Genomic DNA, 21,853 nt, shown 5'->3' with positions numbered 1-21,853 from the left:
ACGTGCTGTCGACTGGCACATCACCCAGCTGGACCTGGTCGGACGTGGACGTCGCCGTACCGCGCCCGTCAGCTCGGCTGCCGGGGATCAGCATGGCCGGGTTCGGCGTCCGTACCTCCGCGTTCGTGGACATCGCCATGGTTGCCCACCCGTCGGTCACTGTGCTGTTCGACCTGAGCCTGGCAGGTGGCGTCGTCTACCAGGCCGATGGGGGGCAGCGCCAGCGCGGCAGCTTCGTCGCCGGGCTCCTCCCTGGTCGGCTTCGGGCCGGCGGCTGGAGCGGCGAGTGTCTCCAGATCCGCTTGTCGCCGGTAGTCGCGGCCTCGTTGTTCGGCGCGTCGACCGAGCTCTCCGGGACAGTCGCATCCCTGGAAGATGTGTGGGGCCGCGATGGCGGACAGCTCGAGGAGAAACTGCGCGCCACGGGCTCCTGGGACGAGCGGTTCACGATCGCGGCGGACGTCCTCACCCGGCGCCTGGACGGCCGGCCATCGATCGATCCGGAGGTCGCCCTTTCCTGGCGGCGGACGGTCGCCGGCCGCGGGCGGATCCGGGTCGACGGGCTGGCGGACGAGGTCGGCTGGAGCCGGCAGCGCCTGTGGTCCCGCTTCCGCTCCCAGATCGGCCTTACGCCCAAGCGCGCCGCACAGCTGGTGCGCTTCGACCACGCCGCTCACCTTCTCGCGGCGGGCCATGCCCCCGCGAGTGCTGCCGCCCAGAGCGGGTACGTCGACCAGTCCCATCTCCACCGCGATGTCAAAGCCATCACTGGAATCACCCCTTCCGCCGTGGCCACCGCACCGTGGCTCGCAATCGACCACATCGCCTGGCCCGCGCATCACAGGTGACGTCAGTCCTCGATAGCGGTCAGCGTTTCGATGAGCCGATCGATGTGACTGGAGAGTGCTCGACCGGCCGGCACGAGCTGCGGCGTCGCATGCGCCAGTTGTGCGTGGCCGAGGAAGGCGGCGTACGCCAGCAGGCCGCGGTCGCGGGCCCGGGCCTGGGAGAGACCGAGTTCGGCGAACAGTGAGGTGAGGTAGGCGAGCCGGCGCTCGGTCACCCGTGCCAGCGTGGGCGCGACCAGCGGATGCGTCGCGGTGGCCTGCAGGGCGAGCTCGACGGAACCGGCTCCCGCCCCGGGGTCGCCCACCACCGCGGTGAACACCAGGCGGAGGAGTTTGCGAAGACGCGTCGCGACGTCCGGCGTCTGATCGACCGCCGCGATCACCCGATCGGTGTCGCGCTGCTCCCAGCGCTCGAGCGCGGCCGCGATGAGTGCGTTCCGATCGGTGAAGTGCCAGTAGAAGCTGCCCTTCGTGGTCCCGAGGGACTTGGCCAGCGGCTCGACCGCGACCGCTCCGAGGCCGCCCCGGGCGAGTGCGTCGAGCGCTGCCGCCGTCCAGTCGTTCGCCGTCAATGATTCGCGCTTCCCAATGGCCATGTCCATACGCTACCGTATGGTCAATCCTCCATACGGAGGCGTATGGAGAGGGGGGATGTCATGAACGCACAGACCATCGAGGTAGAGCCCGCAGCCCGACGCATCGCCGAGCAGCACAAGACCCGAGGCCCGATCGGCGTCATCCGGCGCTACCCGATCATCAGCTTCGTCGTGCTGGCCTGCTTCTTCGGCTGGCTGCGCTACATCACGGCCTTCCTCGGGCTCGGATCGAATCCGGAGAACCTTCCGCTCGGGCCACTCGCGGCCGCACTGGTCGTCACCGCCTGCCAGGGCCGTGAGGAGCTGCGCGCCTGGGGCCGGAGGCTGCGCAGCTGGAGAGCCGCTCCGAAGTGGTACCTGCTCGCCATCCTGGCCCCAGTGGTGCTGCACACCGTCAACGTGCTGGTGAACCATCTGCTCGGGGCGCCGTTGCCCACCTCGGAGCAGCTCGCGGCCTGGCCCGGCGTACTGGCGTCGATGGTGGTGCTGGTGGTGCTGATCGGCATCGGCGAGGAAGCGGGCTGGATGGCGTTCGCGGCGCCGATCCTGCTGCGCCGGCACGGCTTCCTGGCCGCCTGGGCGCTCGCCGCTGGGATGCGGATCCTTTGGCACCTGCCGCTGATGATCACCGGCGAGCTGCCGTGGGTGGTCGGCATCGTGGGCAACGCGGCGTTCACGATGGTGATGCTGCGGGTCTTCGTCGCCAGCGGCGGACGCTGGACTCTGACGGCGGTCTGGCACGCGAGCCTCAACGCCTTCGGCAGCGGCTTCTTCTTCCTGATGGTGACCGGCGAGGACAACGCCAGGCTCGGGTACCTGCTCGCCGCCGCCTACACCGTTGTCGCCATCGTCGTGTACTTCGCAGGACGGCCGGCCCGCAGTTCGGTGACCTGATCCGTCCAGAACCAGAAAAGCCTCCCACCAGCTGGTGGGAGGCTTTCTCTGGTAGCCCCGACGGGATTCGAACCCGCGCTACCGCCTTGAGAGGGCGGCGTGCTAGGCCGCTACACAACGGGGCCAGAGGGTTGTCGTCCGGTCCTCACGGGCCGGGCAACGAGGTTGAACCTTACCGATTTCCATCGGTGCGGTCCAATCCGCTGGGGTACTAGGACTCGAACCTAGACTAACTGAACCAGAATCAGACGGGCTGCCAATTACCCCATACCCCAAAGGCATTTCACTGCAGTTGTGAGACCGTCTCCGCCCTCACAACCTGGCTCGAAGAGAGTACCCGAGCAAGGGCTCGGACACCAAAACGGGGGTGCCGGTCGCGGGTTGTCACTCCCGTCACACCAGCCTCGTGCCCGGGTGCGGAGCCGGGGTCAACGGCAGGTTGCACACTGTCGCCAGCTTCATCCTCCGGGCCAGCCACAGCGCGACCGCTCCGAACAGTGCGAACTTCACCACGTCCACCGTCACCAGCGACCAGGGCGCGTCCTTCGCGCCCAGGCTGGCACCCACGCTGTTCGTCAACGCCGCGAACACGAAGGTCACCACGTTGTTCGCCGCGTGCGCCGCGATCGACGCCTCCAGCCCACCGGTCCGTATGACGAGGAAGCCCGCGACCAACCCGAATGCGAACCGATCCAGGAACAACGCCGGGCTCTCCCACGGCCACACCCCGTGCGCCATGGTGAACAGCACGGTCGTGACGAGGACCGCGATCACCGAGCTCCGCACCAGGGCACCGACGGCCTGCAACAGGTAGCCGCGGAAGAAGTACTCCTCCCCCGCAGCCTGGAACGTCGACGTGAGCAGCGTGACTGCAATCACGCCCGCCGCATCCGGCGCGATCCCGCTGCCACCATCACCGCCGATGAGCTCGACGCTGCCGAGCTGGATCACACCGAGCATGACCAACTCGGTCACAACCGCGGCCACCGCGAACCACGCCAGCGGCCGCCAGCGCAGCCGGCCGATGACCGAGGACAACAGCCCCGGCGCCTGCCGGTTGAGCGCCCGCGCGACCAGCATGCTCAGCGGGATCAGCGCGATCAGCGACAGGTTCGTCGCCAGCAGCCCAAGCCACGAGACTGTGCCCTCGGGATCCTTGCGGATGCCCTGCTGGATCCCGAGCACGACCACGCTCGTGATCATCCAGCCGACGAGGATCGCCAAGGCGCCGAGAACGACGTACCCGCGCGGTGCCTCCGGGTTCACCAGCAGCCGCTGGTACGGCGGAGGCCCCGCATCGGACCTGTCCGTCGCCGGCGTCACGTCGTGCGGCATCTAGCCCGCCAGGAGGGAAGCACGCGCCTGCTCGAGCCGATGCAGGGACTTCTCCCGGCCGAGCAGCTCGAGCGACTCGAACAGCGGCGGCGAGATCCGGCGTCCGGAGATCGCCACCCGGACCGGGCCGAACGCGTTCTTCGGCTTCAGCCCGAGCCCCTCGATCAGCGAGGTCCGCAGCGACGCCTCGATCGCCTCAGTGGTCCAGTCCACGTCGGCCAGCGCCTTCACCGACGCCTCGAGGACCGCGCCCGCGTCACCGGTCAGCACCTTCGCTGCGGCGTCCGGGTCGACGCTGAACGCCGCATCGTCGACGAACAGGAAGCCGAGCATGTCGACCGACTCCGACAGCGTGTTCATGCGCTCCTGCACCAGTGGTACGGCGGCCTGCAGGACTGCACGCTGGTCCGCCGACGGCTCGGCCGGCAGCACGCCCGCCTTGGCCAGGAACGGGACCATCCGGGATCCGAACTCCTCCGGCGCCAGCATCCGCATGTGCGCGGCGTTGATCGCCTCGCACTTCTTCGGGTCGAAGCGGGCCGCGTTCGAGTTCACCTTGCGGATGTCGAACGCCTCGATCATCTCCGCCGTCGTGAACACGTCGCGGTCGTCGGCGATCGACCAGCCGAGCAGGGCCAGGTAGTTCAGCAGGCCTTCGGGCAGGAAGCCACGCTGCATGTACTCGCCGAGGCCGGAGCCCGGGTCGCGCTTGGACAGCTTCTTGTTGCCCTCACCCATCACGAACGGCAGGTGCCCGAACCGCGGCGTCCGGCCGCTGCCGACGCCGATCTCGGCGAGCGCCTCGTAGAGCGCGACCTGCCGTGGTGTGGACGGCAGCAGGTCCTCGCCGCGGAGCACGTGGGTGATCTCCATCAGCGCGTCGTCGACCGGGTTCACCAGCGGGTAGAGCGGGTAGCCGTTCGCCCGGACCAGGACGTAGTCGCTCAGGTTCTCGGGCAGGAAGGTGATCTGCCCGCGGACCAAGTCGTCGAACACGATCGGCCGGTCCGGCATGCGCAGCCGGACCACGGGCCGGCGGCCCTCGTCGACGTACGCCTTGACCTGCTCCTCGGTGAGCGTGCGGCAGTGACCGTCGTACCCGCTGTGCTGGCCGGCGGTGCGCGCGGCCTCACGACGCTGCTCGAGCTCCTCCTGCGAGCAGTAGCAGTGGTACGCCCGGCCGGCCGCCAGCAGCTTGGCGACGACATCGGAGTAGATGTCCATCCGCTCGGTCTGCTGGTACGGACCGAAGTCGCCGCCCTTCTCCGGGCCCTCGTCCCAGTCGATGCCCAGCCAGCGCAGCGACTCCAGGGTGAAGCTCAGCCCGTCCGGGGTGTTCCGGGCAATATCGGTGTCCTCGATCCGCAGGACCAGCTTGCCGCCGTAGTGGCGGGCGAAGGCCCAGGCGAACAGCGCGGTCCGGATGTTGCCGACGTGCAGGTAGCCCGTCGGGGAGGGCGCGAAGCGCAGCCGCACCTGGTTCGGTTCGAGGCCACCCAGGACATCGTCGTCGGTGGGGGCTGGCCGGTCAGTCACGCACGATCACCTTGTTCGTCAGAGTTCCGATTCCTTCGACGCTGATCGCGACCTCGTCGCCGGGCAGCATCGGGCCGACACCCGCGGGGGTGCCGGTGAGCACCACGTCGCCGGGCAGCAGCGTGGTGAAGGACGTGATGTAGGCCAGCACCTCCGGGATGCCGAAGATGAACTGCGACGTCCGCCCGTCCTGCTTCGGCTCGCCGTTCACCTGCGTGCTGACCCGCAGGTCGGACGCGTCGAGCTCGGTGCTGATCCACGGGCCGAGCGGGCAGAACGTGTCGTAGCCCTTGGCCCGGGCCCACTGCCCGTCGCTCTTCTGCAGGTCGCGCGCGGTGACGTCGTTGGCGATCGTGTACCCGAAGATCACCTCGTTCACCCGCTCCTTGGGCAGGTCGCGGCAGATCCGGCCGATCACGATCGCCAGTTCGCCCTCGAAGTGCAGGTTGTTGGTCTGCTCGGGGTAGACGATGCCGTCCCGCGGCCCGATCACCGAGGTGTTCGGCTTCAGGAAGATCAATGGCTCGGCCGGTACGTCGTTGCCGAGCTCCTCGGCGTGCGCGGCGTAGTTGCGGCCGACGCAGACCACCTTGCTGCGCGGGATCACCGGAGCGAGCAGCCGGACGTCGGCCAGTTGCAGCTTCTCCCCGGTGAACTGGACCGGCCGGTAGAGCGGGTCCGAGTCGAGCACGGATACGGTGCCGGTGAGCCCCTCGGGGTCGTCGGTCTCGACGACGCCGTACCTCGGCTCGTCGTCCACGGAGAATCTGGCGATACGCACGGCCCGAGCCTACCGTCGGGACGGAGTGAGAGAGTTATGTGGTGACGATCGAGATCCGGCAGGCCCTTCCTTCCGAGTACGACGCTGTCGGCGAGCTGACGGTGGAGGCCTACTCGCACGACGGCTATGTCCGGGGCGACTACGCGAGGACGCTGCGAGCGGCGGCTGATCGGGCGGCCAAGGCGGAGCTGTGGGTCGCGGCGGACGAGAGCGGACTGCTCGGCTCTGTCACCTACTGTCCAGCAGGCTCTGTGTACCGAGAGATCGGGCTGGACGACGAGGGCGAGTTCCGGATGCTCGGAGTGGTCGGCCGGGCGCGCGGACTAGGCGTTGGGACCGCGCTGACCGAGCGCTGTATCGAGCGCACCCGCGAGCTCGGCCTCGGCCGGATCGTGATGTGCAGTGCGACGTACATGACGACCGCGCACCGCATCTACCAGCGCCTCGGCTTCGTCCGCATCCCCGACCGCGACTGGTCCCCGATCGCCGGCGTCGATCTGTGGGCCTTCGCCCTGGACCTGTGACCGTCACCCTCAGCCCCGCCGAATGGACGTCGTACGAGACAGCCCATCGGAACCGCGTCGACGCCTTGGTCTCCGGGCATCTGGAGCGGCGACGCCGTAGGGAGGCGCATCCGGTCGAGGACTTCCTCTTCACCTACTACCCCACTCGCCCGAACCAGCTTCGCGTCTGGCATCCAGGACCGGGCGTCCGGCTGCTCGGAGCCACGCAGTACGACGGACGCCGCGGCTACAGGTACGTCGACGGCGCAGCCAGTGTGGATCCGGCGGAGGTGGGTCGGCGGGCGGACAGCCTTCGGTGGATCCGTCGGCTGCTGGGTGCGACGCTGGATCGCCAGCCGCAGTTCGGATGTTTCGGGTTGCACGAGTGGGCGATGGTCTACCGGACGTCCGACGTACGGCATGAGTCGTGGCCGTTGCGGCTGGGATCCGAGCGGACGGACCAGGTGGTCGAGTCGCACAAGATCGCGTGCTCGCACTTCGACGCCTTCCGGTTCTTCACGGATTCCGCGCGGCCGCGCAACGTGCTGCAACCGACCCGGGAGTCCCAGCCGCAGCTGGAGCAGGGCGGTTGCCTGCACGCCAACATGGACCTTTACAAGTGGGCGTCGAAGCTGATGCCGTTCACTCCGAGTGCCTTGGTGCTGGGCTGCTTCGAGATCGCCCGCGACATCCGCACGCTCGACATGCGCGCCTCGCCGTACGACCTCTCGGCTCTCGGCTACTCCCCTGTGCCGATCGAAACCACAGCAGGCAAAGCCGAGTACGCCGCCGCCCAACGCATCTTCGCCGAACGCGCCCGGCCACTCCGCCAGCAGCTCGTCGACCTCTGCGACGAGTTGCTCGGCTAGGCTCGGCGGCATGGGGAAGATCGTCGCCATCGCGCTGGGTGCGCTGCTGCTTGCCATCGGCGCGGTCTGGACGCTCCAGGGACTCGGCTACCTCAAGGGCAGCTCGATGACCGGCAGCTCGTTCTGGGCGATCGTCGGCCCGATCGTCGCGGCCGCCGGCGTCGCGCTCATCTACGTTGCGTTCCGCGGTCCGCAGAAACGGTGACCACCGCCCACTGATAGTGCATCGATCGGCCGTCGTCCCAGGTCTCCCATTCGTCGACGGTGCCGTAGCGCTGCAAGGTCTCCCGCAGTCCGTCGTCCGTGCGGATGCTGAAGAAGCGCCCGGGACCGAAGCCGCTCTCGTCCTGCCAGACCTGCTCGCCGCCGGTGGCACTACCCCACAGCCCGATCGCCAGCGGTGCGCCAGGACGCAGCACTCGCACGATCTCGCTCAGCGCCTGGTCGACATCCTCGTCCGCGACATGCAGGAGCGTGCTCATCGTCCAGCCCGCGTCGAAGCTCCCGTCCTCGAACGGCAACTCCAGGACCGAGGCAACCTGCGCTTCCAGACCAAGTGAACGGCAGGTCTCGACGCTGGCGGGCGCGAGATCCACGCCCACATAGGCGAACCCGGCATCCGCAATCGCCTGCCCGTCACGCCCGGGACCACAGCCGATCTCGAGCACGGACCGCCGCCCCTCACTGCCCAGCCGCTCGAGGTACGCCGTACGCCGGGCAACCCTGGCGTCAGGCAGCTCACGCCCGACGCGAGCACCAACCTCGTTGGTGTAGTAGGCAATCAAGTCACTCTCGCGCTGCGCGCGGCCGTCGTTCGTCATCTTCCGATCCTAGAGAGGATCGACTGGCCCACGGTCTCCAACGCTGATTGGCCCAATCCGCTGGGCATTTCAGGCCCTACCGTGGCAGTCGTGAAGGTCATGATTGCCGGCGCGACCGGCACGATCGGACGACAGTTGGTCCCGCGCCTGATCGAGGGTGGGCATCAGGTGATCGGGACGACCCGCTCCGATGCGGGGCTCGAACAACTGCGGGCGGCCGGGGCGCACGGCGTACAACTCGATGTGTACGACGCGGATGCGGTGAAGGCCGCGGTCGCGGCTGCTGCGCCCGACGTGATCATGCATCAACTGACCGACCTCAGCAGCGGCGCCCCAGGTGGCAACGGCCGGATCCGGCGCATCGGCACCCGCAACCTCGTCGACGCCGCCCGCCAGGCTGCAGTACCCAAGATGGTCGCGCAGTCGATTGCCTGGGCCTACGAAGCCGGCGCTGGACCGGCCGTGGAGACCACCCCGCTGGACGAGTCGGCACCGGACCCGCGCGGTACGACAGTGTCCGCGATCCGCGCGCTGGAGGACGGCGCGGCCGAGCTCCCGGAGTACGTCGTCCTGCGGTACGGACTGCTCTACGGCCCGGGCACGTGGCTGCGCCGCGGTGGGTTGGCGGACGACGTACTGCGGAGCGAGCGGCCGGCCGATCACCCGGGTGCCGCGTTCTTCGGCGGCCTCACCGAGGGCGATGGTGTCTTCTCGTTCCTCCATGTCGACGACGCGGCACGGGCTGCCGTCGACGCCCTGAACTGGCCGAGCGGCGCCGTCAACGTGGTCGACGACGAACCGGCACCGACGCGCGAATGGCTCCCCGTCTTCGCAGCGTCCGTGGGAGCCCCGACTCCGGCTCTGGCACCGGGTCGCAGACCGTGGGAGCGCGGCGCCGACAACGCCCTGGCCCGCTCGCTCGGTTGGACGCCGCTTCACCCCAGTTGGCGCACCGGCTTCAGCGCGGAGTGACTGCCTTCAAGGCGAAGAGGAGCGGGATGCGTGGGGCGTCGTCGGGGAGGCGCCACCAGCCCTCGGCGGTCTGTTTCATGCTCGGCCAACGGGGCCACTGCAGGACCTCTGATTCACGCAGGCTTGTGACGTGGAAGCCGGTGGACGCGAGGGTGGTGACCACCTCACCCAGGCCGTGCATCCATTCGTAGCTGGTTTGACGGCCGGGCACCGCATCGCCGGTGTAGGTCACGGTCGAGTCGTGGGCGATCGGTCCGCGACCTTCGAGGTAGTCGGCGCGGATGATCAGGTCGTCGGACTCGCCAGGCAGCGACACCGGCCGCATCGCGTTCAGCAGTGGGTGGAACTCCACGACATACAAGGCGCCGCCAGGCTTGAGGAGGTCACGGACCACGCGCGCCCAGTGCTCGAGATCGGGCAGGTAGCACAGCGCACCCTTGCCCGTGTAGACGACATCGAACCTGCGACCTTGCACCGCCTCCACAGCGTCGTACACATTCGCGTGGACGTAGTCGACCTCGACCCCGGCGTCGGCAGCGATCTGCCGCGCCTCCTCGAGCGACTTGGCCGACAGGTCCAACCCGGTCGTCCGCGCCCCGCGCCGAGCGAAAGCGATGGTCTCTGTCCCCAGATGACACTGCAGATGCAGTACGTCGCGACCCTCGAGCGGACCGAGGTCGTCCCACTCGTAGTCGGCGAACCAGAACTCCGCCGGCTGACTGTAGAAACGGCTCGCCGCGTGCAGCGGCGCCCGCGCATCCCAGTCCGCCTCGTTGGCGGCCACCATCTGCAGTGTCTGCGCGTCCAGTCGCATAAGCGTCCTCAGGCGTCGGGGTCGTCTGGCAGTCGACCGTAGGACAGATCCTTGGTGCGGTCGAACGTATTGCCGTCCGGGTGATGCGGGTGCGGCAGCGCCGAGTCGGTGTCGAGGTCGAAGCCGACCGCCTCCTCCGACTCGGTGACGTCGTCGGTCTCCGGATGGTGCTGGTGGTGCGGCAGGTGTTTGCCGAGAGAGTGCAGCAGACCGGAATGCTCGTCCTGCGGCTCGGTCTCCGTCATCGCCGGGCTCCTTCGGTAATCGCCCGGCGACGCCGGGCGGGGGACTGATTGTGACGCGTCCTGGTGGCGAGCGGGTGAACACCGCCTGCTTGATCGCATCCCCTTGTTCAAGGTTGTGAAATAAGCTTGAATAAGGATTATGGCACGGGTGGAGTTGCATCGGTGGCCTGGGCATCCGGACGGGTTCACCCGGGCCGAGCGGTTGGGCGGGTCGTACGAGCTGTACTTCCCGGACCCGTTGGTCGGGCGCGAGTTCGACCTGAGCGACGACGTCCTCGCGGCGTTGGAGGACGCCGCCGGCGATCTGGCCCGCCTGGACGCGACGGCCGCCGTCCTGACGAACAGCGAAGCCCTGGCCCGCCTGCTGCTGCGGGCGGAGGCTGTCGGGTCGTCGCAGATCGAAGGGCTGGTGGTCGGCGCGCGTCGCCTGCTCAAGGCCGACGTACTGCGGGACCGGCAGCGCGACGTCACCGCCGAGGAGGTGCTCGGCGCGGTCGACGCGATGACCTGGGCGACCGAATCCGTCCAGGCCGGCGACAAGCTCGAGGTCGACCACCTGCTCGAGGCGCACCGGCGCTTGATGGCCCAGTCCCCGACACCCGAGTTCGGCGGCGAGGTCCGCTTCCTGCAGAACTGGATCGGCGGCCGCTCCCCCGCGGAGGCGTACTACGTCCCGCCGCCGGCGCACCTGGTGCCCGACCTGCTGGCGGATCTGATGACCTTCGTCCGGGAGTCCCGGCTGCCGGTGCTGGCGAAGGCCGCGATCGCGCACGCACAGTTCGAGACCATCCACCCATTTGCCGATGGCAACGGCCGGACCGGGCGAGCGCTGATCCACCTGATCCTGCGGGCCGATGGACTGGTCACGCGGACCGTGCCGCCGGTGTCGCTGTCGCTCGCCACGCACGCGATGCAGTACGTCGAAGCACTGACGGCGTTCCGGCATGTCGGTCGCGCGACTACTGCGAAGGCTCGGTCGGCGGCGAATCCGTGGCTGCGGATGTTCGCGATGGCCTGCAGCCACGCGACGGCGGAGGCCGCTCGCTTCGAGCAGACGGCCGCCGAACTGAAGTCCGCATGGCGCGAGCGAGCCGCGCCTGTCCGCGGCGGCTCGACAGCCGACCTGCTCATCGAGGCACTGCCTGCCGCGCCGGTGCTCACGCTCGCGGCGGCCGCGCAACTTGTCGACCGCTCCCAGCAGGCAACCAACCAGGGTCTGGCGAGGCTCGTCGAGGCCCGCATCCTGCGTGAGATCACCGACGGCCGACGCAACCGCGTCTACGAGGCGCCCGAACTGATCGACGCGTTCACCCTGCTCGAACGCCGCTTCGCCAGCCCGGCCGCGGACACCCGGATCGAGCCACCTAGCAGACCGGTTCCATCGAGGCCAGCACCAACACGCCACGCACATTGACTTTCTTCTCCCGAGCGAGCAAGAATTCGAACATATGTTCGATCGTACAGGGAGAGATGATGCCAGAGCCGTTCGACTGGGACATCCTGCACCGGCCATCGGCGATGGCCATGGTCCGGGGCCAGCTCGGCTTCAGCTGGATGGTGCTGTCCGGCCGGCTCGCGCAGTTGACCGACGACCAGTACTTCTGGCGACCGAGCAGCGAGGCGCTGACCGTCGTACGCCGGCACTACACCGGGCGGTTCCGATCACTCGGGTCCGGCGAGTGGGTCGCGCAGTGGCCCGACGAGCCGGACCATCGCGGGCCACGCACGATCGCCTGGCTGATCGCCCATCTGACCGAGACGTTCTTCGAGCGCTGGGAGTGGACGTTCGGCGCGAGCCAACAGGGACGTGCCGACATCACCCTGCACGGCAACGCGCGCGATGCGGTGGCGTGGCTGACTCACTGGGTCGAGGCCTGGCAGGACGCGATCGCCGCTCTCGACGAGGAGCAGGTGATGACGATCGGCCTCAGCCAGGCGACCGAGCTGGACGCGGGCGAGCCGTTCGGTCACGTCGTACTGCGGCTGAATCGTGAGCTGATCCACCATGGCTCGGAGATCATGACGCTCCAGGACCTCTACGCGGTCGCGGCGTGAGGACCACAACATGTGCGACATGCGGCGTGGCGCTACCACAAGATCTAGGGTCAGCCACTTAGCATCACTACTGCTGGTGGTTCGGAGTGGTCGGCACCACAAGATGTGGGGCCACGCCGAGGCAACAGGGGAATCCGGTGCGAGTCCGGAACTGCCCCGCAACGGTGAGCGGAAGCCTTCCGCGAGTCCGGATACCTGCCACCGGCGCGTGCACCGCCGGTGCACGTGGTCCGAGACCTCGCGGGTGGGTCGCAGGGCGTGGCGGCAGTGTTCCCGGCCGGTTCTGCCGGCCCCGTCGTGCGCCCCTCCGCGTGGCTCCGATCCTCCGAACTCTTTTGGAGACAACACCTGTGACGATTGCTTCCTCATCCCGGTCGGCGACAGCCGACCGGTCGATCCAGCTGACCGTCGTACGCCGCGACGGCGGCCACACCGGCTTCGACCAGACCAAGATCTCGGTCGCCATGACCAAGGCGTTCCTCGCCGTCGAGGGTGCCGAGGCGGGCACCACCCACCGGGTCCGTGACCTGGTGACGGACTTGACCGGCCGGGTCGTCGAGGCCCTGACGAGCCGCGGTGACGCCCGCCGCAGCGTGCAGGTCGAGGACATCCAGGACCAGGTCGAGCTGGCGCTGATGCGCGCCGGCGAGCACCAGGTCGCCCGTGCGTACGTCCTCTACCGCGAGGAGCGCACCAAGGCCCGCACCCCGGCCGACCCTTCCGGCATCACCGACAAGCCCGCGCTCAGCGTCCGCGCGGCCGACGGCAGCACCGCGCCGCTCGACATCGACCGGCTGCGCGTGATCGTCGCGGAGGCGGCCACGGGTCTGGACGCGGTCGACCCCGAGCTGATCCTCGACGAGACCCTCGGTTCCTGCTACGACGGCATCGCACAACACGAGGTCGAGCTCGCTCTGGTGATGGCCGCCCGGTCGTACGTCGAGACCGAGCCGCAGTACAGCTTCGCCGCGTCCCGGCTGCTGCTCGACCAGATCCGTCGCGAGGCGCTCGGCCGCGTCCACGGCGAGCCGCGGCAGGCCAGCCAGGCGGAGATGGCCCAGGCGTACGTGGACTACTTCCCGCGCTACGTCGAACTCGGGGTCGAAGCCGGGCATCTCGATCCCGAGCTGGCCACCTTCGACCTCCCGCGCCTCGCCGCCGCGATCCAGCCCGAGCGCGACCTGGACTTCACCTTCCTCAGCCTGCAGACCTTGTACGACCGCTACCTGCTGCACATCGACAAGGTGCGCTTCGAGCTGCCGCAGGCGCTTTTCCTGCGCGTCGCGATGGGGATGGCGCTGCGCGAGGACGACCGTGACGCAAAGGCCATCGAGTTCTACGAAATGCTCAGCTCGTTCCGGTTCATGACGTCGACGCCGATCCTGTTCAACTCCGGCACGACCCGACCGCAGCTGTCTGCCTGCTTCCTGACCACCGTCCAGGACGACCTGGCCGAGATCTTCGCAGGCATCCGCAACAACGCGCTGCTCGCCAAGTACTCCGGCGGCCTCGGCAACGACTGGACCCCGGTGCGCGGCATCGGCGCCAGGATCCGCGGGACCAACGGTGAGTCGCAGGGCGTCGTACCGTTCCTGAAGATCGCCAACGACACCGCGGTCGCGGTGAACCAGGGTGGCAAGCGCAAGGGTGCGGTCTGCGCGTACCTCGAGACCTGGCACATCGACATCGAGGAGTTCCTCGACCTGCGCAAGAACACCGGCGACGAGCGGCGCCGTACCCACGACATGAACACCGCGAACTGGGTCCCCGACCTGTTCATGCAACGGGTCGAGGCCGGCGGCGACTGGACACTCTTCTCCCCCGACGACGTGCCCGAGCTGCACGACCTGTACGGCACTGCGTTCGCGGACGCTTACCGCGGTTACGAGCAGGCCGCGGACCGTGGCGAGATCCGGGTGTTCAAGCGGGTCAAGGCGGTCGATCTGTGGCGGCGGATGCTCACGGTGCTCTTCGAGACCGGGCACCCGTGGATCACGTTCAAGGACCCGTGCAACCTGCGCTCGCCGCAGCAGCACGACGGTGTCGTCCACTCCTCGAACCTGTGCACCGAGATCACCCTGAACACCAGCGCCGACGAGATCGCCGTCTGCAACCTCGGCTCGGTGAACCTGGCTGCCCACGTCACACCTGACGGGCTGGACGCCGAGCTGCTCCGCGACACCGTCATGGCGGCGGTCCGGATGCTCGACAACACCATCGACACGAACTTCTACACCACGCCCGAGTCGGAGCGGTCGAACCTGCGGCACCGGCCGATCAGTCTCGGCCTGATGGGGTTCTCCGACGCACTCTTCCGGCTACGGATACCGTATGCCTCAGAGGCGGCGGTCGCCTTCGCCGACAGCTCGATGGAGCAGATCAGCTACCACGCGATCGAGGCCTCCAGCGATCTCGCCGCCGAGCGCGGCCGCTACTCGTCGTACGACGGATCGCTGTGGAGCCAGGGCATCCTGCCGATCGACTCGCTCGAGCTGCTCAAGACGGCGCGGGACGGCGACCTGATCGTTGACCAGAGCAAGCAGCTCGACTGGGACGCGCTCCGGCAGAAGGTCCGGCGCGACGGCATGCGCAACTCCAACGTGATGGCGATCGCGCCGACCGCGACGATCTCCAACATCTGCGGGGTGAGCCAGTCGATCGAGCCGACGTACAGCAACCTGTTCGTGAAGTCGAACATGTCGGGTGAGTTCACCGTGGCGAACCCGTACCTCGTGGCCGACCTGAAGGCGCGCGGGCTGTGGGACCAGGTGATGGTGTCCGACCTCAAGTACCACGACGGCATCCTGGCGGGGATCGAGCGGATCCCGGCCGACCTGCGCGAGCTGTACGCGACGGCCTTCGAGATCGACCCGATGTGGCTGGTCAAGGCGGCGTCGCGGCGGCAGAAGTGGATCGACCAGTCGCAGTCGCTGAACCTCTACATGGCCGCGCCGTCGGGCCGGGCGCTGGACGAGCTCTACAGGTCGACTTGGCGGTATGGACTCAAGACGACCTATTACCTGCGTTCCCAGTCAGCCACCCATGTGGAGAAGTCCACGCTCCAAGGGACGGACGGCCGGCTGAACGCCGTACAAGTTGCGCTTCCCGAGCCCACCGGAGCCGTTTGCGCCATCGACGACCCGGACTGCGAGGCCTGCCAGTGACGACCGGATTGGGAGAGATCTCCGTCGGGGCGTCCCGGGTCGAGGTCGCCGACAAGGCGATGATCAACGCGCGGGCGGACGTGAACCAGTTGCTGCCTTTGAAGTACCGGTGGGCCTGGGAGAAGTACCTTGCCGCCTGCAACAACCACTGGATGCCGACGGAGGTGTCCATGCAAGCCGACATCTCGTTATGGAAGTCGAGGGACGGCCTCACCGAGGACGAGCGGATGATGCTGAAGCGCAACCTCGGCTTCTTCGCTACGGCGGAGTCTCTGGTCGCGAACAACATCGTCCTGGCCGTCTACCGGCAGCTGACCAACCCCGAATGCCGGCAGTACCTGCTGCGCCAGGCGTTCGAGGAGGCCGTGCACACGCACACCTTCCAGTACATCTGTACGTCGCTCGGCCTGGACGAGGGCGAGCTGTTCAACATGTACCGCGAGGTGCCGTCGATCTCGGACAAGGACGCGTGGGCGCTGAAGTACACCCAGCACCTGGAGGACCCGGACTTCCGGACCGGGACGCCGGAGAGCGACACCGCGTTCCTGCGCGACCTGATCGCGTTCTACGTGGTGTTCGAGGGGATGTGGTTCTACACCGGGTTCGCGCAGATCCTGTCGCTGGGCCGGCGGAACAAGATGGTCGGCATCGCCGAGCAGTACCAGTACATCCTGCGCGACGAGTCGATCCACCTGAACTTCGGCATCGACTGCATCAACCAGATCAAGCAGGAGAACCCGCACCTGTGGACGGCTCGTTTCCAGGCCGAGGTGCGGCAGATGCTCACCGAAGCGTGTGAGCTGGAGGTCGCCTACGGCCGCGCGACGATGCCGAACGGCATGCTCGGCCTGACCGCGGAGCTCTGCGAGCAGTACATGCACTTCATCACCGACCGCCGCGCCGAGCAGATCGGCCTCGCCCCCATCTTCGGCGAGACCCGCAACCCGTTCGGCTGGATGTCAGAGGTCATGGACCTGAAGAAGGAAAAGAACTTCTTCGAGACCCGCGTCATCGAGTACCAGTCGTCGAGCGGGCTGAGCTGGGACTGAGTGCGACGCGAGCCGGGCAGCACAGCAGCTGCCCGGCTCGCGTGTCCTGCCCGCGGTCTACGCAGGGAGCTTGGCCAGGATGTCGGCGGTGGTGCCGGTCTCGCCGAGGCGGGGGAAGATGTAGGTGGTGGCGTGGATGTGGGACTCGGGGCTGAGGTCCGTCATGGCGTCGGTGGCGAGGGTGACGTTGTAGCCGTGCTCGTGGGCGGCGCGGGCGGTCGACTCGACGCCGAAGCTGGTGGCTACGCCGGTGAGGACGATCTGGGTGACGCCGCGGCGGCGGAGGTGGACGTCGAGGTCGGTGCCGTGGAAGGCACCCCAGTTCCGCTTGGTCACCACGGTGTCCTCGGGGTGACCGGCGAGCTGCGGGACGATCTGGTCGGCATCCGCGGGCGGCGTACCCGTCGCGCGGGTCGGCTGCTCGGTCCGGCCTGGCATCCGGTCCGCACCGTCCGCGCGGAAGCTGGCCCGGACCAGGAACACCGGGAGGCCGCGCTTGCGGAAGGCGTCGGCGAGCTCCGCGGTCCGGGTGATGACGTCGGCGGTCGGGTACGGCGCACCAGGGATGGCCGTGATGCCGTTCTGCAGGTCGATGACGACGAGGGCGGTTTTCGGATCAAGAGCGGTGACGGGCACGACGGACCTCTCAGTTGGGTTGTGGGCGGCCGATCTGGGCGAGGGACCGGTCGAGGAGGGTCACCAGCACGAGGAGGCCGGCGACGACGAGCAGGAACAGCGCCAGCTCGTGCAGACCGGTGGTGGTCGCGCCGTGCTGGAAGAAGTGGGCGTTGGCCGCGGCGGCGATCAGCGCACCGAGGTACATGAAGGTGCGCAGCAGACCAGCGGAGGACCCCATCCGGGCTCGATCCGCCTGGTGGTAGAGCGCGTTCTGATTGGCCAGACCGTTCAGGCCCTGCGGGATCCCCGCGATGACGCCGACCAATGCCAGCAGCCAGATCGCAGTCTCTCCCCCGACGAACTGCGGTACGACGCAGGCCACGGCCAAGAGGATGCTCCCGGCAACGAGTTTGCCGCGGACCTGAGCGCGCCGGCCGGTGATCACCGTGATCGCCACGGCCGACAGGGACAGCGGCAGCAACAGCAGCCCGGCCGACGAGGCACCCAGCCCGCGACCTTCCTCCAGCCACTGCGTGAAGCCGTAGAGGAACGAGTAGCTGATGGTGAACGCGAGCACCTGGCGCAGGTACGTCGCAATCAGCGGACGGTTGCCGCCGAGGACCCGCAGGTCGATGAACGGCTCCACCGAGCGAAGTTGCACGACGACGAACACCACGCCGAGCAGGGCACCGAGCATCAGCAGATACCAGTTCGATGCCTTCGGCGCCATCAGGAACACCATCAACGACACCAGCGTGCCGGCGAACAGCGCGATGCCCGCGTAGTCGAGCCTGACCGTGACACGGGACCGCGGACTCCGCGGCAGCCAGAGGGATCCGAGGACCAGGCAGAGGATCGACAACGGCACGTTGATGGTGAAGATCATGTGCCAGCCACCGAGCCCGATCAGCAGCCCGCCGAGCGTCGGGCCGATCACCGAGATCACCTGGTTGGCGATCGACAGCGAGCTGAGGATGGCCGCCGGGGTGTCCATGCCGGTCCGGTCGGCTTCGCTCCGGATCAGCGACATCGAGGCCGGGTACGCCGCCGACGTACCGAAACCGAGGAGGACGCGGGAAAGGATCAGCACCCCGAGCGTCGGCGCCAGCGCACCGAGCAGACCGGCGATGCCGACGACCGCCGTACCGATCAGATAGAGCGGACGCGGGCCGTAGAGGTCGACCAGCCGGCCGATGACCGGCTGCCCGACAGCGGTCGCGAGGTACAGCCCGGTGATCAGCCAGGCGGTGTCGGAGGGCGGTACTCCGAAGGCGGCCCCGATCGGGATCAGCGCCACCGCGAGCATCGACGAGTTGATCGGGTTGAGGATCGACCCCACCACCATCGGCGCGATCAACCGCCGATCGAACCGCTGGGGGCGACTGGCGGCCGGATCCGGCTCGGGGGTCACCGGGAGGTCGCCGCCCGGGGTGCCGCGGTGGTGTCGAGGGCGTGGTCGAGCAGAGCGAGTGCCTTGATGATGGTCTGCCGCTCGGTCTCGGTGCAGCCGTCCTGCAGGGCACGGGCCAGCCACTCCTGGCGGACCTTGCGATCACCCTGGAGCCGATGCCGTCCGGCGGTGGTGAGCGACACGACCTGCCGGCGACCGTCCTCAGGGTCCGGGTGGCGCTCGATCAGGTCCGACTCCCGCAGTCCGGCCAGGATCGCAGCCATCGACTGCGGGCGCACCCGCTCCACGGCCGCCAACTCACTGGCCGACGCCGGCCCGTCCTTGTCGAGCCGGCTGAGCACCGAGCTCTGCGACGGCGTCAGGTCGTCGTGCTCCGCCAGCTCCTTCAGCCTGCGCTTCACCCGGCCGAACATGACGCGCACGTCACTGGCCGCCTGCACCGCCGAAGGGGAGATCCGCTGGCTCACATAGCCAGCATAACTGATCAGTCCAAACTGAACAGTTGGGACTGGCGAGTCAGGAGTACGTGACCTCGAGGACGCCGATCACCTTGTTCAGGCGGGCGGCGACGCGGCCGGCGTCGAAGCCGTCGCCTTCGACGGTGATGTTCAGCGTGCCTTCGTCGAGGGAGAGCGCGAGTTCGCGTACGTCGTACGGGTTCAGCATGACGGCGATCCGGGCCAGCATGCCTTCGGTCTCGACGACGCGCGCGGTGAAGACGGTGACCGTTCGTTCGACGGCGAGCAGGGTCATCGCACGACCTCCTTGTGACGCAGCAGACCGAACGTGACACCGTCGACGAGCGCCTCCCAGGACGCCTCGACGATGTTGTGGCCGACCCCGACCGTCACCCATGAGCCCTCGCCGTCCGCGGTCTCGATCAGGACTCTGATGACCGCGTCCGTCCCATGCCCTTGATCGAGGATGCGGACCTTGTAGTCGACCAACTCGAACTTGTTCACCACTGGGTACGCGCGTTCGATCGCAGTACGAAGCGCGTGGTCGAGGGCGTTGACCGGGCCGTTCCCCTCCCCCGTGACGATCTCCCGCTCGCCGCCCGCGACCAGCTTCACGGTCGACTCCGACACCGCCTCGCCGTCGGCGCGCGACTCGGTGATCACCCGCCAGGACTCGACGTCGAAGAAGGATGCCCGTTTCCCGGTGACCTCTTCGGTCAGCAGCAGTTCGAACGACGCGTCCGCCGCCTCGAACGTGTACCCGCGGGCCTCCATCTCCTTCACTCGCTCCGTCACGCGGCTGACCAGTTCGCGGTCGTTGCCGAGGTCGAACCCGAGCTCGCGACCCTTCAGCTCGACGCTCGCCCGCCCGGCCATCTCGGACACGAGCATCCGCATGTCGTTGCCCACGCGGGCCGGATCCGTGTGCTGGTAGAGATCGGGATCCACCTTGATGGCACTGGCGTGCAGCCCCGCCTTGTGGGCGAAGGCGGACACACCGACGTACGGCTGCCGGGTCGACGGCGGCACGTTCGTCACTTCGGCGATCGCGTGGGCGATCCGGAACGACTCGGCCAGCTTGCCGGCCGGGAGGAGGTCCAGGCCCCGCTTCAGCTCCAGGTTGGCGACGATCGCGAGCAGGTCGGCGTTTCCGGTGCGTTCGCCGTACCCGTTGATGGTGCCCTGGACGTGCGTGACGCCGGCCTCGACGGCGGCGATCGTGTTCGCCACCGCGCAGCCGGCGTCGTTGTGACAGTGGATACCGAGGCGCGCGCCGGTGGAGTCGAGGACGTCGCGGACGATGTCCTGCAACTCCCGCGGCAGCGTGCCGCCGTTCGTGTCGCACAGCGCCACCACGTCGGCGCCGGCCTCGACGGCTACTCGTACGACTTCCAGCGCGTAAGCCCGGTTCGCGCGGTAGCCGTCGAAGAAGTGCTCCGTGTCGAGGAAGACTCGCTGCCCGTTCTCGCGCAGATGGCGGACCGTGTCCGCGACCATCCGGAGGTTCTCGTCCAGCGTCGTCCGCAGCGCCCGCTCGACGTGCGCATCGTGGCTCTTGGCAACGAGTGTGACGACGCCGGCGCCGGAGTCGCGCAGGGCCGCCACCTGCTGGTCGTCGGCCACCGCGGTCTCGGGTTTGCGAGTCGCGCCGAAGGCCGCGAACGTCGCGTTCCGCAGGTGCAACTCGGTCCGGGCCTGCTCGAAGAACTCGGTGTCCTTGGGCACCGCGCCCGGCCAGCCGCCCTCGATGAATCCCACGCCCAGGTCGTCCAGGTGCCGCGCAATGGCGATCTTGTCGGCCACGGACAGCGCCAGCCCCTCCTGCTGCGCACCGTCGCGCAGAGTGGTGTCGTAGACGTGGAACTCGTCCGAGATACTCATGATCGGCCTTCCGGTGGGGGCTGGCGGGCAAACAAAAAACCTCCCGCAAGCTGCGAGAGGTCTGCGCGCTCAGGTACTGCTGGCTGAGCGCGCCTAGATAATGATGACCCGGTAGTTCTTCATGACATTTCGCAGTCTGCCACACAATGTCCACACCGTGGCGGGCCCGTCTCGAATCACGAACATTCAGTACGCCGACCAGTACTACGGCGCCCGCCACAGTCCACCCCGCCAAAGCCCGCTCCCCCACCACCACCCGCCGGAGCCCGCTCCTCCACCACTCCCAAACGAACGGATGTCCCCTCCCCGTGTGGGTTCTCCGTTCTCATACGACCGGATATCCGGCTCTCGTGCCTGATGTGTGGGCGACACCGTGTGACGCGCCGCGGGGCTGGCGTGGGTTGTGTCTTGTCGGGGTCAACTCAGCGGCAGGTGGTCGTCGAGTCGTGGATGCGGGCGCGGTTCAGCGTCTGTGGCGAACCGTGATCCACGAACCGATCCCCGACACCGCGCTCGCCACGGCAGCGCAGAAGCCACGACAGGGAGCGAGCCCCGGGCGGGGTTCGGCGTACAGCTCGACAGGAGGTGTCGGTCCAGGGACCACGTCTGCTGGGGTATTCACGCCTGAGACCGGCCGGATCGCGTCGACACGTCCTGTCGAACTGCACGACCGCATCCCCTCAACCCCCACCCACGCCGACGATCACCCAGCCACCGAGCACGACGCCGGACAACCCGTCGACTTGCTGGTTGTTCGCTCGAATTCCGGCCGGACAACCAGCAATTCCAGGGGTTGTCCGTTCATATCGCAGGGTGCCGTGCGCCGGCCGCACCGGGCTCGCCCTCGGACGGCTTTGCGGTGGGGGCGCGGACAGGAACCGGGGACCTCGGACAAGGTATTTCCTGTCCGCGATCCCCTGATGGTGTCCGCGGCCGCCGCGACCAGCGCAGTACGACGCGCTGTCCCGGAACGAGACCGGCCGAAACCGACCCACACATCAGA

22 protein-coding genes, 2 tRNA genes and 1 riboswitch are annotated in these 21,853 nt (G+C 68.2%); of the genes, 10 read left to right on the top strand and 14 right to left on the bottom strand.

The features are described from left to right. Positions 1-2: 2 nt before the first annotated feature. Entirely contained in the window at positions 3-848 is an 846-nt protein-coding gene (locus tag ACIBG5_RS25735; protein WP_396394004.1) for a helix-turn-helix domain-containing protein, read from the top strand. A 2-nt stretch (positions 849-850) separates the two neighbouring features. Here the strand turns inward: ACIBG5_RS25735 and ACIBG5_RS25730 are convergent, their stop codons facing one another. Beyond that, a complete protein-coding gene (locus tag ACIBG5_RS25730) occupies positions 851-1,444 on the bottom strand; it encodes a TetR/AcrR family transcriptional regulator (RefSeq protein ID WP_396394003.1) in 594 nt (197 codons plus the stop codon). 60 nt (positions 1,445-1,504) lie between these two features. Between ACIBG5_RS25730 and ACIBG5_RS25725 the strand changes: the two genes are divergently transcribed. After that, entirely contained in the window at positions 1,505-2,338 is an 834-nt protein-coding gene (locus ACIBG5_RS25725) for a hypothetical protein (RefSeq protein ID WP_396394002.1), read from the top strand. A gap of 49 nt (positions 2,339-2,387) precedes the next feature. On the opposite strand, the gene ACIBG5_RS25720 is transcribed toward ACIBG5_RS25725, so the two are convergent. The 5 genes from ACIBG5_RS25720 to ACIBG5_RS25700 form a co-directional block, all read right to left on the bottom strand. Continuing rightward, positions 2,388-2,463 (bottom strand) — tRNA-Glu (locus ACIBG5_RS25720). A 78-nt stretch (positions 2,464-2,541) separates the two neighbouring features. Next, positions 2,542-2,613, bottom strand: a tRNA-Gln gene (locus tag ACIBG5_RS25715). Between the two features lie 118 nt (positions 2,614-2,731). Further along, positions 2,732-3,673 (bottom strand): lysostaphin resistance A-like protein, encoded by a 942-nt coding sequence (locus tag ACIBG5_RS25710; RefSeq protein WP_396394001.1) that lies wholly within the window; start codon positions 3,671-3,673, stop codon positions 2,732-2,734. Then, on the bottom strand, positions 3,674-5,209 hold the full coding sequence (gene gltX, locus ACIBG5_RS25705) for a glutamate--tRNA ligase (protein WP_396394000.1): 1,536 nt from the start codon (positions 5,207-5,209) through the stop codon (positions 3,674-3,676). Beyond that, on the bottom strand, positions 5,202-5,990 hold the full coding sequence (locus tag ACIBG5_RS25700) for a fumarylacetoacetate hydrolase family protein (protein ID WP_360451897.1): 789 nt from the start codon (positions 5,988-5,990) through the stop codon (positions 5,202-5,204). Before ACIBG5_RS25700 ends, gltX begins: the two co-directional genes overlap by 8 nt. Before the next feature lie 41 nt (positions 5,991-6,031). Between ACIBG5_RS25700 and ACIBG5_RS25695 the strand changes: the two genes are divergently transcribed. Genes ACIBG5_RS25695 through ACIBG5_RS25685 form a run of 3 tightly spaced genes read left to right on the top strand, consistent with a single transcriptional unit; the run spans position 6,032 to position 7,567 of the window. Continuing rightward, positions 6,032-6,514: a GNAT family N-acetyltransferase gene (locus tag ACIBG5_RS25695; protein ID WP_238164004.1), complete on the top strand. Its 483-nt coding sequence runs from the start codon at positions 6,032-6,034 to the stop codon at positions 6,512-6,514. Next, positions 6,511-7,362 carry a 3-methyladenine DNA glycosylase gene (locus tag ACIBG5_RS25690; RefSeq protein ID WP_396393999.1) on the top strand — a complete coding sequence of 284 codons (852 nt, stop codon included), beginning with the start codon at positions 6,511-6,513 and terminating at the stop codon, positions 7,360-7,362. The genes ACIBG5_RS25695 and ACIBG5_RS25690 overlap by 4 nt, the downstream gene beginning before the upstream one ends. A gap of 10 nt (positions 7,363-7,372) precedes the next feature. Beyond that, positions 7,373-7,567, top strand: coding sequence for a hypothetical protein (locus ACIBG5_RS25685; protein WP_396393998.1), 195 nt, complete (start codon positions 7,373-7,375; stop codon positions 7,565-7,567). On the opposite strand, the gene ACIBG5_RS25680 is transcribed toward ACIBG5_RS25685, so the two are convergent. Then, complete coding sequence (locus tag ACIBG5_RS25680) at positions 7,530-8,183, bottom strand: class I SAM-dependent methyltransferase (RefSeq protein WP_396393997.1); 654 nt, start codon at positions 8,181-8,183, stop codon at positions 7,530-7,532. The genes ACIBG5_RS25685 and ACIBG5_RS25680 overlap by 38 nt on opposite strands. Before the next feature lie 99 nt (positions 8,184-8,282). Between ACIBG5_RS25680 and ACIBG5_RS25675 the strand changes: the two genes are divergently transcribed. Further along, positions 8,283-9,155, top strand: a complete 873-nt coding sequence (locus tag ACIBG5_RS25675) for an NAD-dependent epimerase/dehydratase family protein (RefSeq protein ID WP_396394168.1) — start codon at positions 8,283-8,285, stop codon at positions 9,153-9,155. Here ACIBG5_RS25675 and ACIBG5_RS25670 read toward each other — a convergent pair. Together ACIBG5_RS25670 and ACIBG5_RS25665 are read right to left on the bottom strand one after the other, a co-directional pair. Then, positions 9,142-9,969, bottom strand: a complete 828-nt coding sequence (locus tag ACIBG5_RS25670; protein ID WP_396393996.1) for a class I SAM-dependent methyltransferase — start codon at positions 9,967-9,969, stop codon at positions 9,142-9,144. The genes ACIBG5_RS25675 and ACIBG5_RS25670 overlap by 14 nt on opposite strands. An 8-nt stretch (positions 9,970-9,977) precedes the next feature. Beyond that, positions 9,978-10,214 carry a hypothetical protein gene (locus ACIBG5_RS25665; protein WP_396393995.1) on the bottom strand — a complete coding sequence of 79 codons (237 nt, stop codon included), beginning with the start codon at positions 10,212-10,214 and terminating at the stop codon, positions 9,978-9,980. 148 nt (positions 10,215-10,362) lie between these two features. On the opposite strand from ACIBG5_RS25665, the gene ACIBG5_RS25660 reads away from it, so the two are divergent. The 4 genes from ACIBG5_RS25660 to ACIBG5_RS25645 all read left to right on the top strand — a co-directional run bounded on the left by ACIBG5_RS25660 (position 10,363) and on the right by ACIBG5_RS25645 (position 16,482). Beyond that, complete coding sequence (locus tag ACIBG5_RS25660) at positions 10,363-11,628, top strand: Fic family protein (RefSeq protein WP_396393994.1); 1,266 nt, start codon at positions 10,363-10,365, stop codon at positions 11,626-11,628. 59 nt (positions 11,629-11,687) lie between these two features. Next, positions 11,688-12,269, top strand: coding sequence for a DinB family protein (locus tag ACIBG5_RS25655; RefSeq protein ID WP_360451883.1), 582 nt, complete (start codon positions 11,688-11,690; stop codon positions 12,267-12,269). Between the two features lie 60 nt (positions 12,270-12,329). Next, positions 12,330-12,487, top strand: a riboswitch (cobalamin riboswitch). Between the two features lie 132 nt (positions 12,488-12,619). Beyond that, positions 12,620-15,433, top strand: a complete 2,814-nt coding sequence (locus tag ACIBG5_RS25650) for a ribonucleoside-diphosphate reductase subunit alpha (RefSeq protein WP_396393993.1) — start codon at positions 12,620-12,622, stop codon at positions 15,431-15,433. Beyond that, positions 15,394-16,482, top strand: a complete 1,089-nt coding sequence (locus tag ACIBG5_RS25645; RefSeq protein WP_396393992.1) for a ribonucleotide-diphosphate reductase subunit beta — start codon at positions 15,394-15,396, stop codon at positions 16,480-16,482. The genes ACIBG5_RS25650 and ACIBG5_RS25645 overlap by 40 nt, the downstream gene beginning before the upstream one ends. Before the next feature lie 57 nt (positions 16,483-16,539). Here the strand turns inward: ACIBG5_RS25645 and ACIBG5_RS25640 are convergent, their stop codons facing one another. From ACIBG5_RS25640 to cimA, 5 genes are read right to left on the bottom strand one after another with little or no spacing between them, the layout of a single operon-like run. Beyond that, complete coding sequence (locus ACIBG5_RS25640; RefSeq protein WP_396393991.1) at positions 16,540-17,118, bottom strand: isochorismatase family protein; 579 nt, start codon at positions 17,116-17,118, stop codon at positions 16,540-16,542. Between the two features lie 10 nt (positions 17,119-17,128). Next, entirely contained in the window at positions 17,129-18,511 is a 1,383-nt protein-coding gene (locus tag ACIBG5_RS25635) for an MFS transporter (RefSeq protein WP_396393990.1), read from the bottom strand. Then, complete coding sequence (locus ACIBG5_RS25630; RefSeq protein ID WP_396393989.1) at positions 18,508-18,978, bottom strand: MarR family winged helix-turn-helix transcriptional regulator; 471 nt, start codon at positions 18,976-18,978, stop codon at positions 18,508-18,510. The genes ACIBG5_RS25635 and ACIBG5_RS25630 overlap by 4 nt, the downstream gene beginning before the upstream one ends. Positions 18,979-19,027: 49 nt before the next feature. Then, positions 19,028-19,264 carry a hypothetical protein gene (locus tag ACIBG5_RS25625; protein ID WP_360451871.1) on the bottom strand — a complete coding sequence of 79 codons (237 nt, stop codon included), beginning with the start codon at positions 19,262-19,264 and terminating at the stop codon, positions 19,028-19,030. After that, positions 19,261-20,850: a citramalate synthase gene (gene cimA, locus ACIBG5_RS25620; RefSeq protein ID WP_360451869.1), complete on the bottom strand. Its 1,590-nt coding sequence runs from the start codon at positions 20,848-20,850 to the stop codon at positions 19,261-19,263. Before cimA ends, ACIBG5_RS25625 begins: the two co-directional genes overlap by 4 nt. Positions 20,851-21,853 lie beyond the last annotated feature (1,003 nt).

The sequence above is a fragment of the Kribbella sp. NPDC050241 genome (assembly GCF_044459685.1).
GTDB lineage: Bacteria > Actinomycetota > Actinomycetes > Propionibacteriales > Kribbellaceae > Kribbella.
Note: the sequence above shows the minus strand (reverse complement) of the source record. Positions and strands in the feature narration are given on the sequence as shown.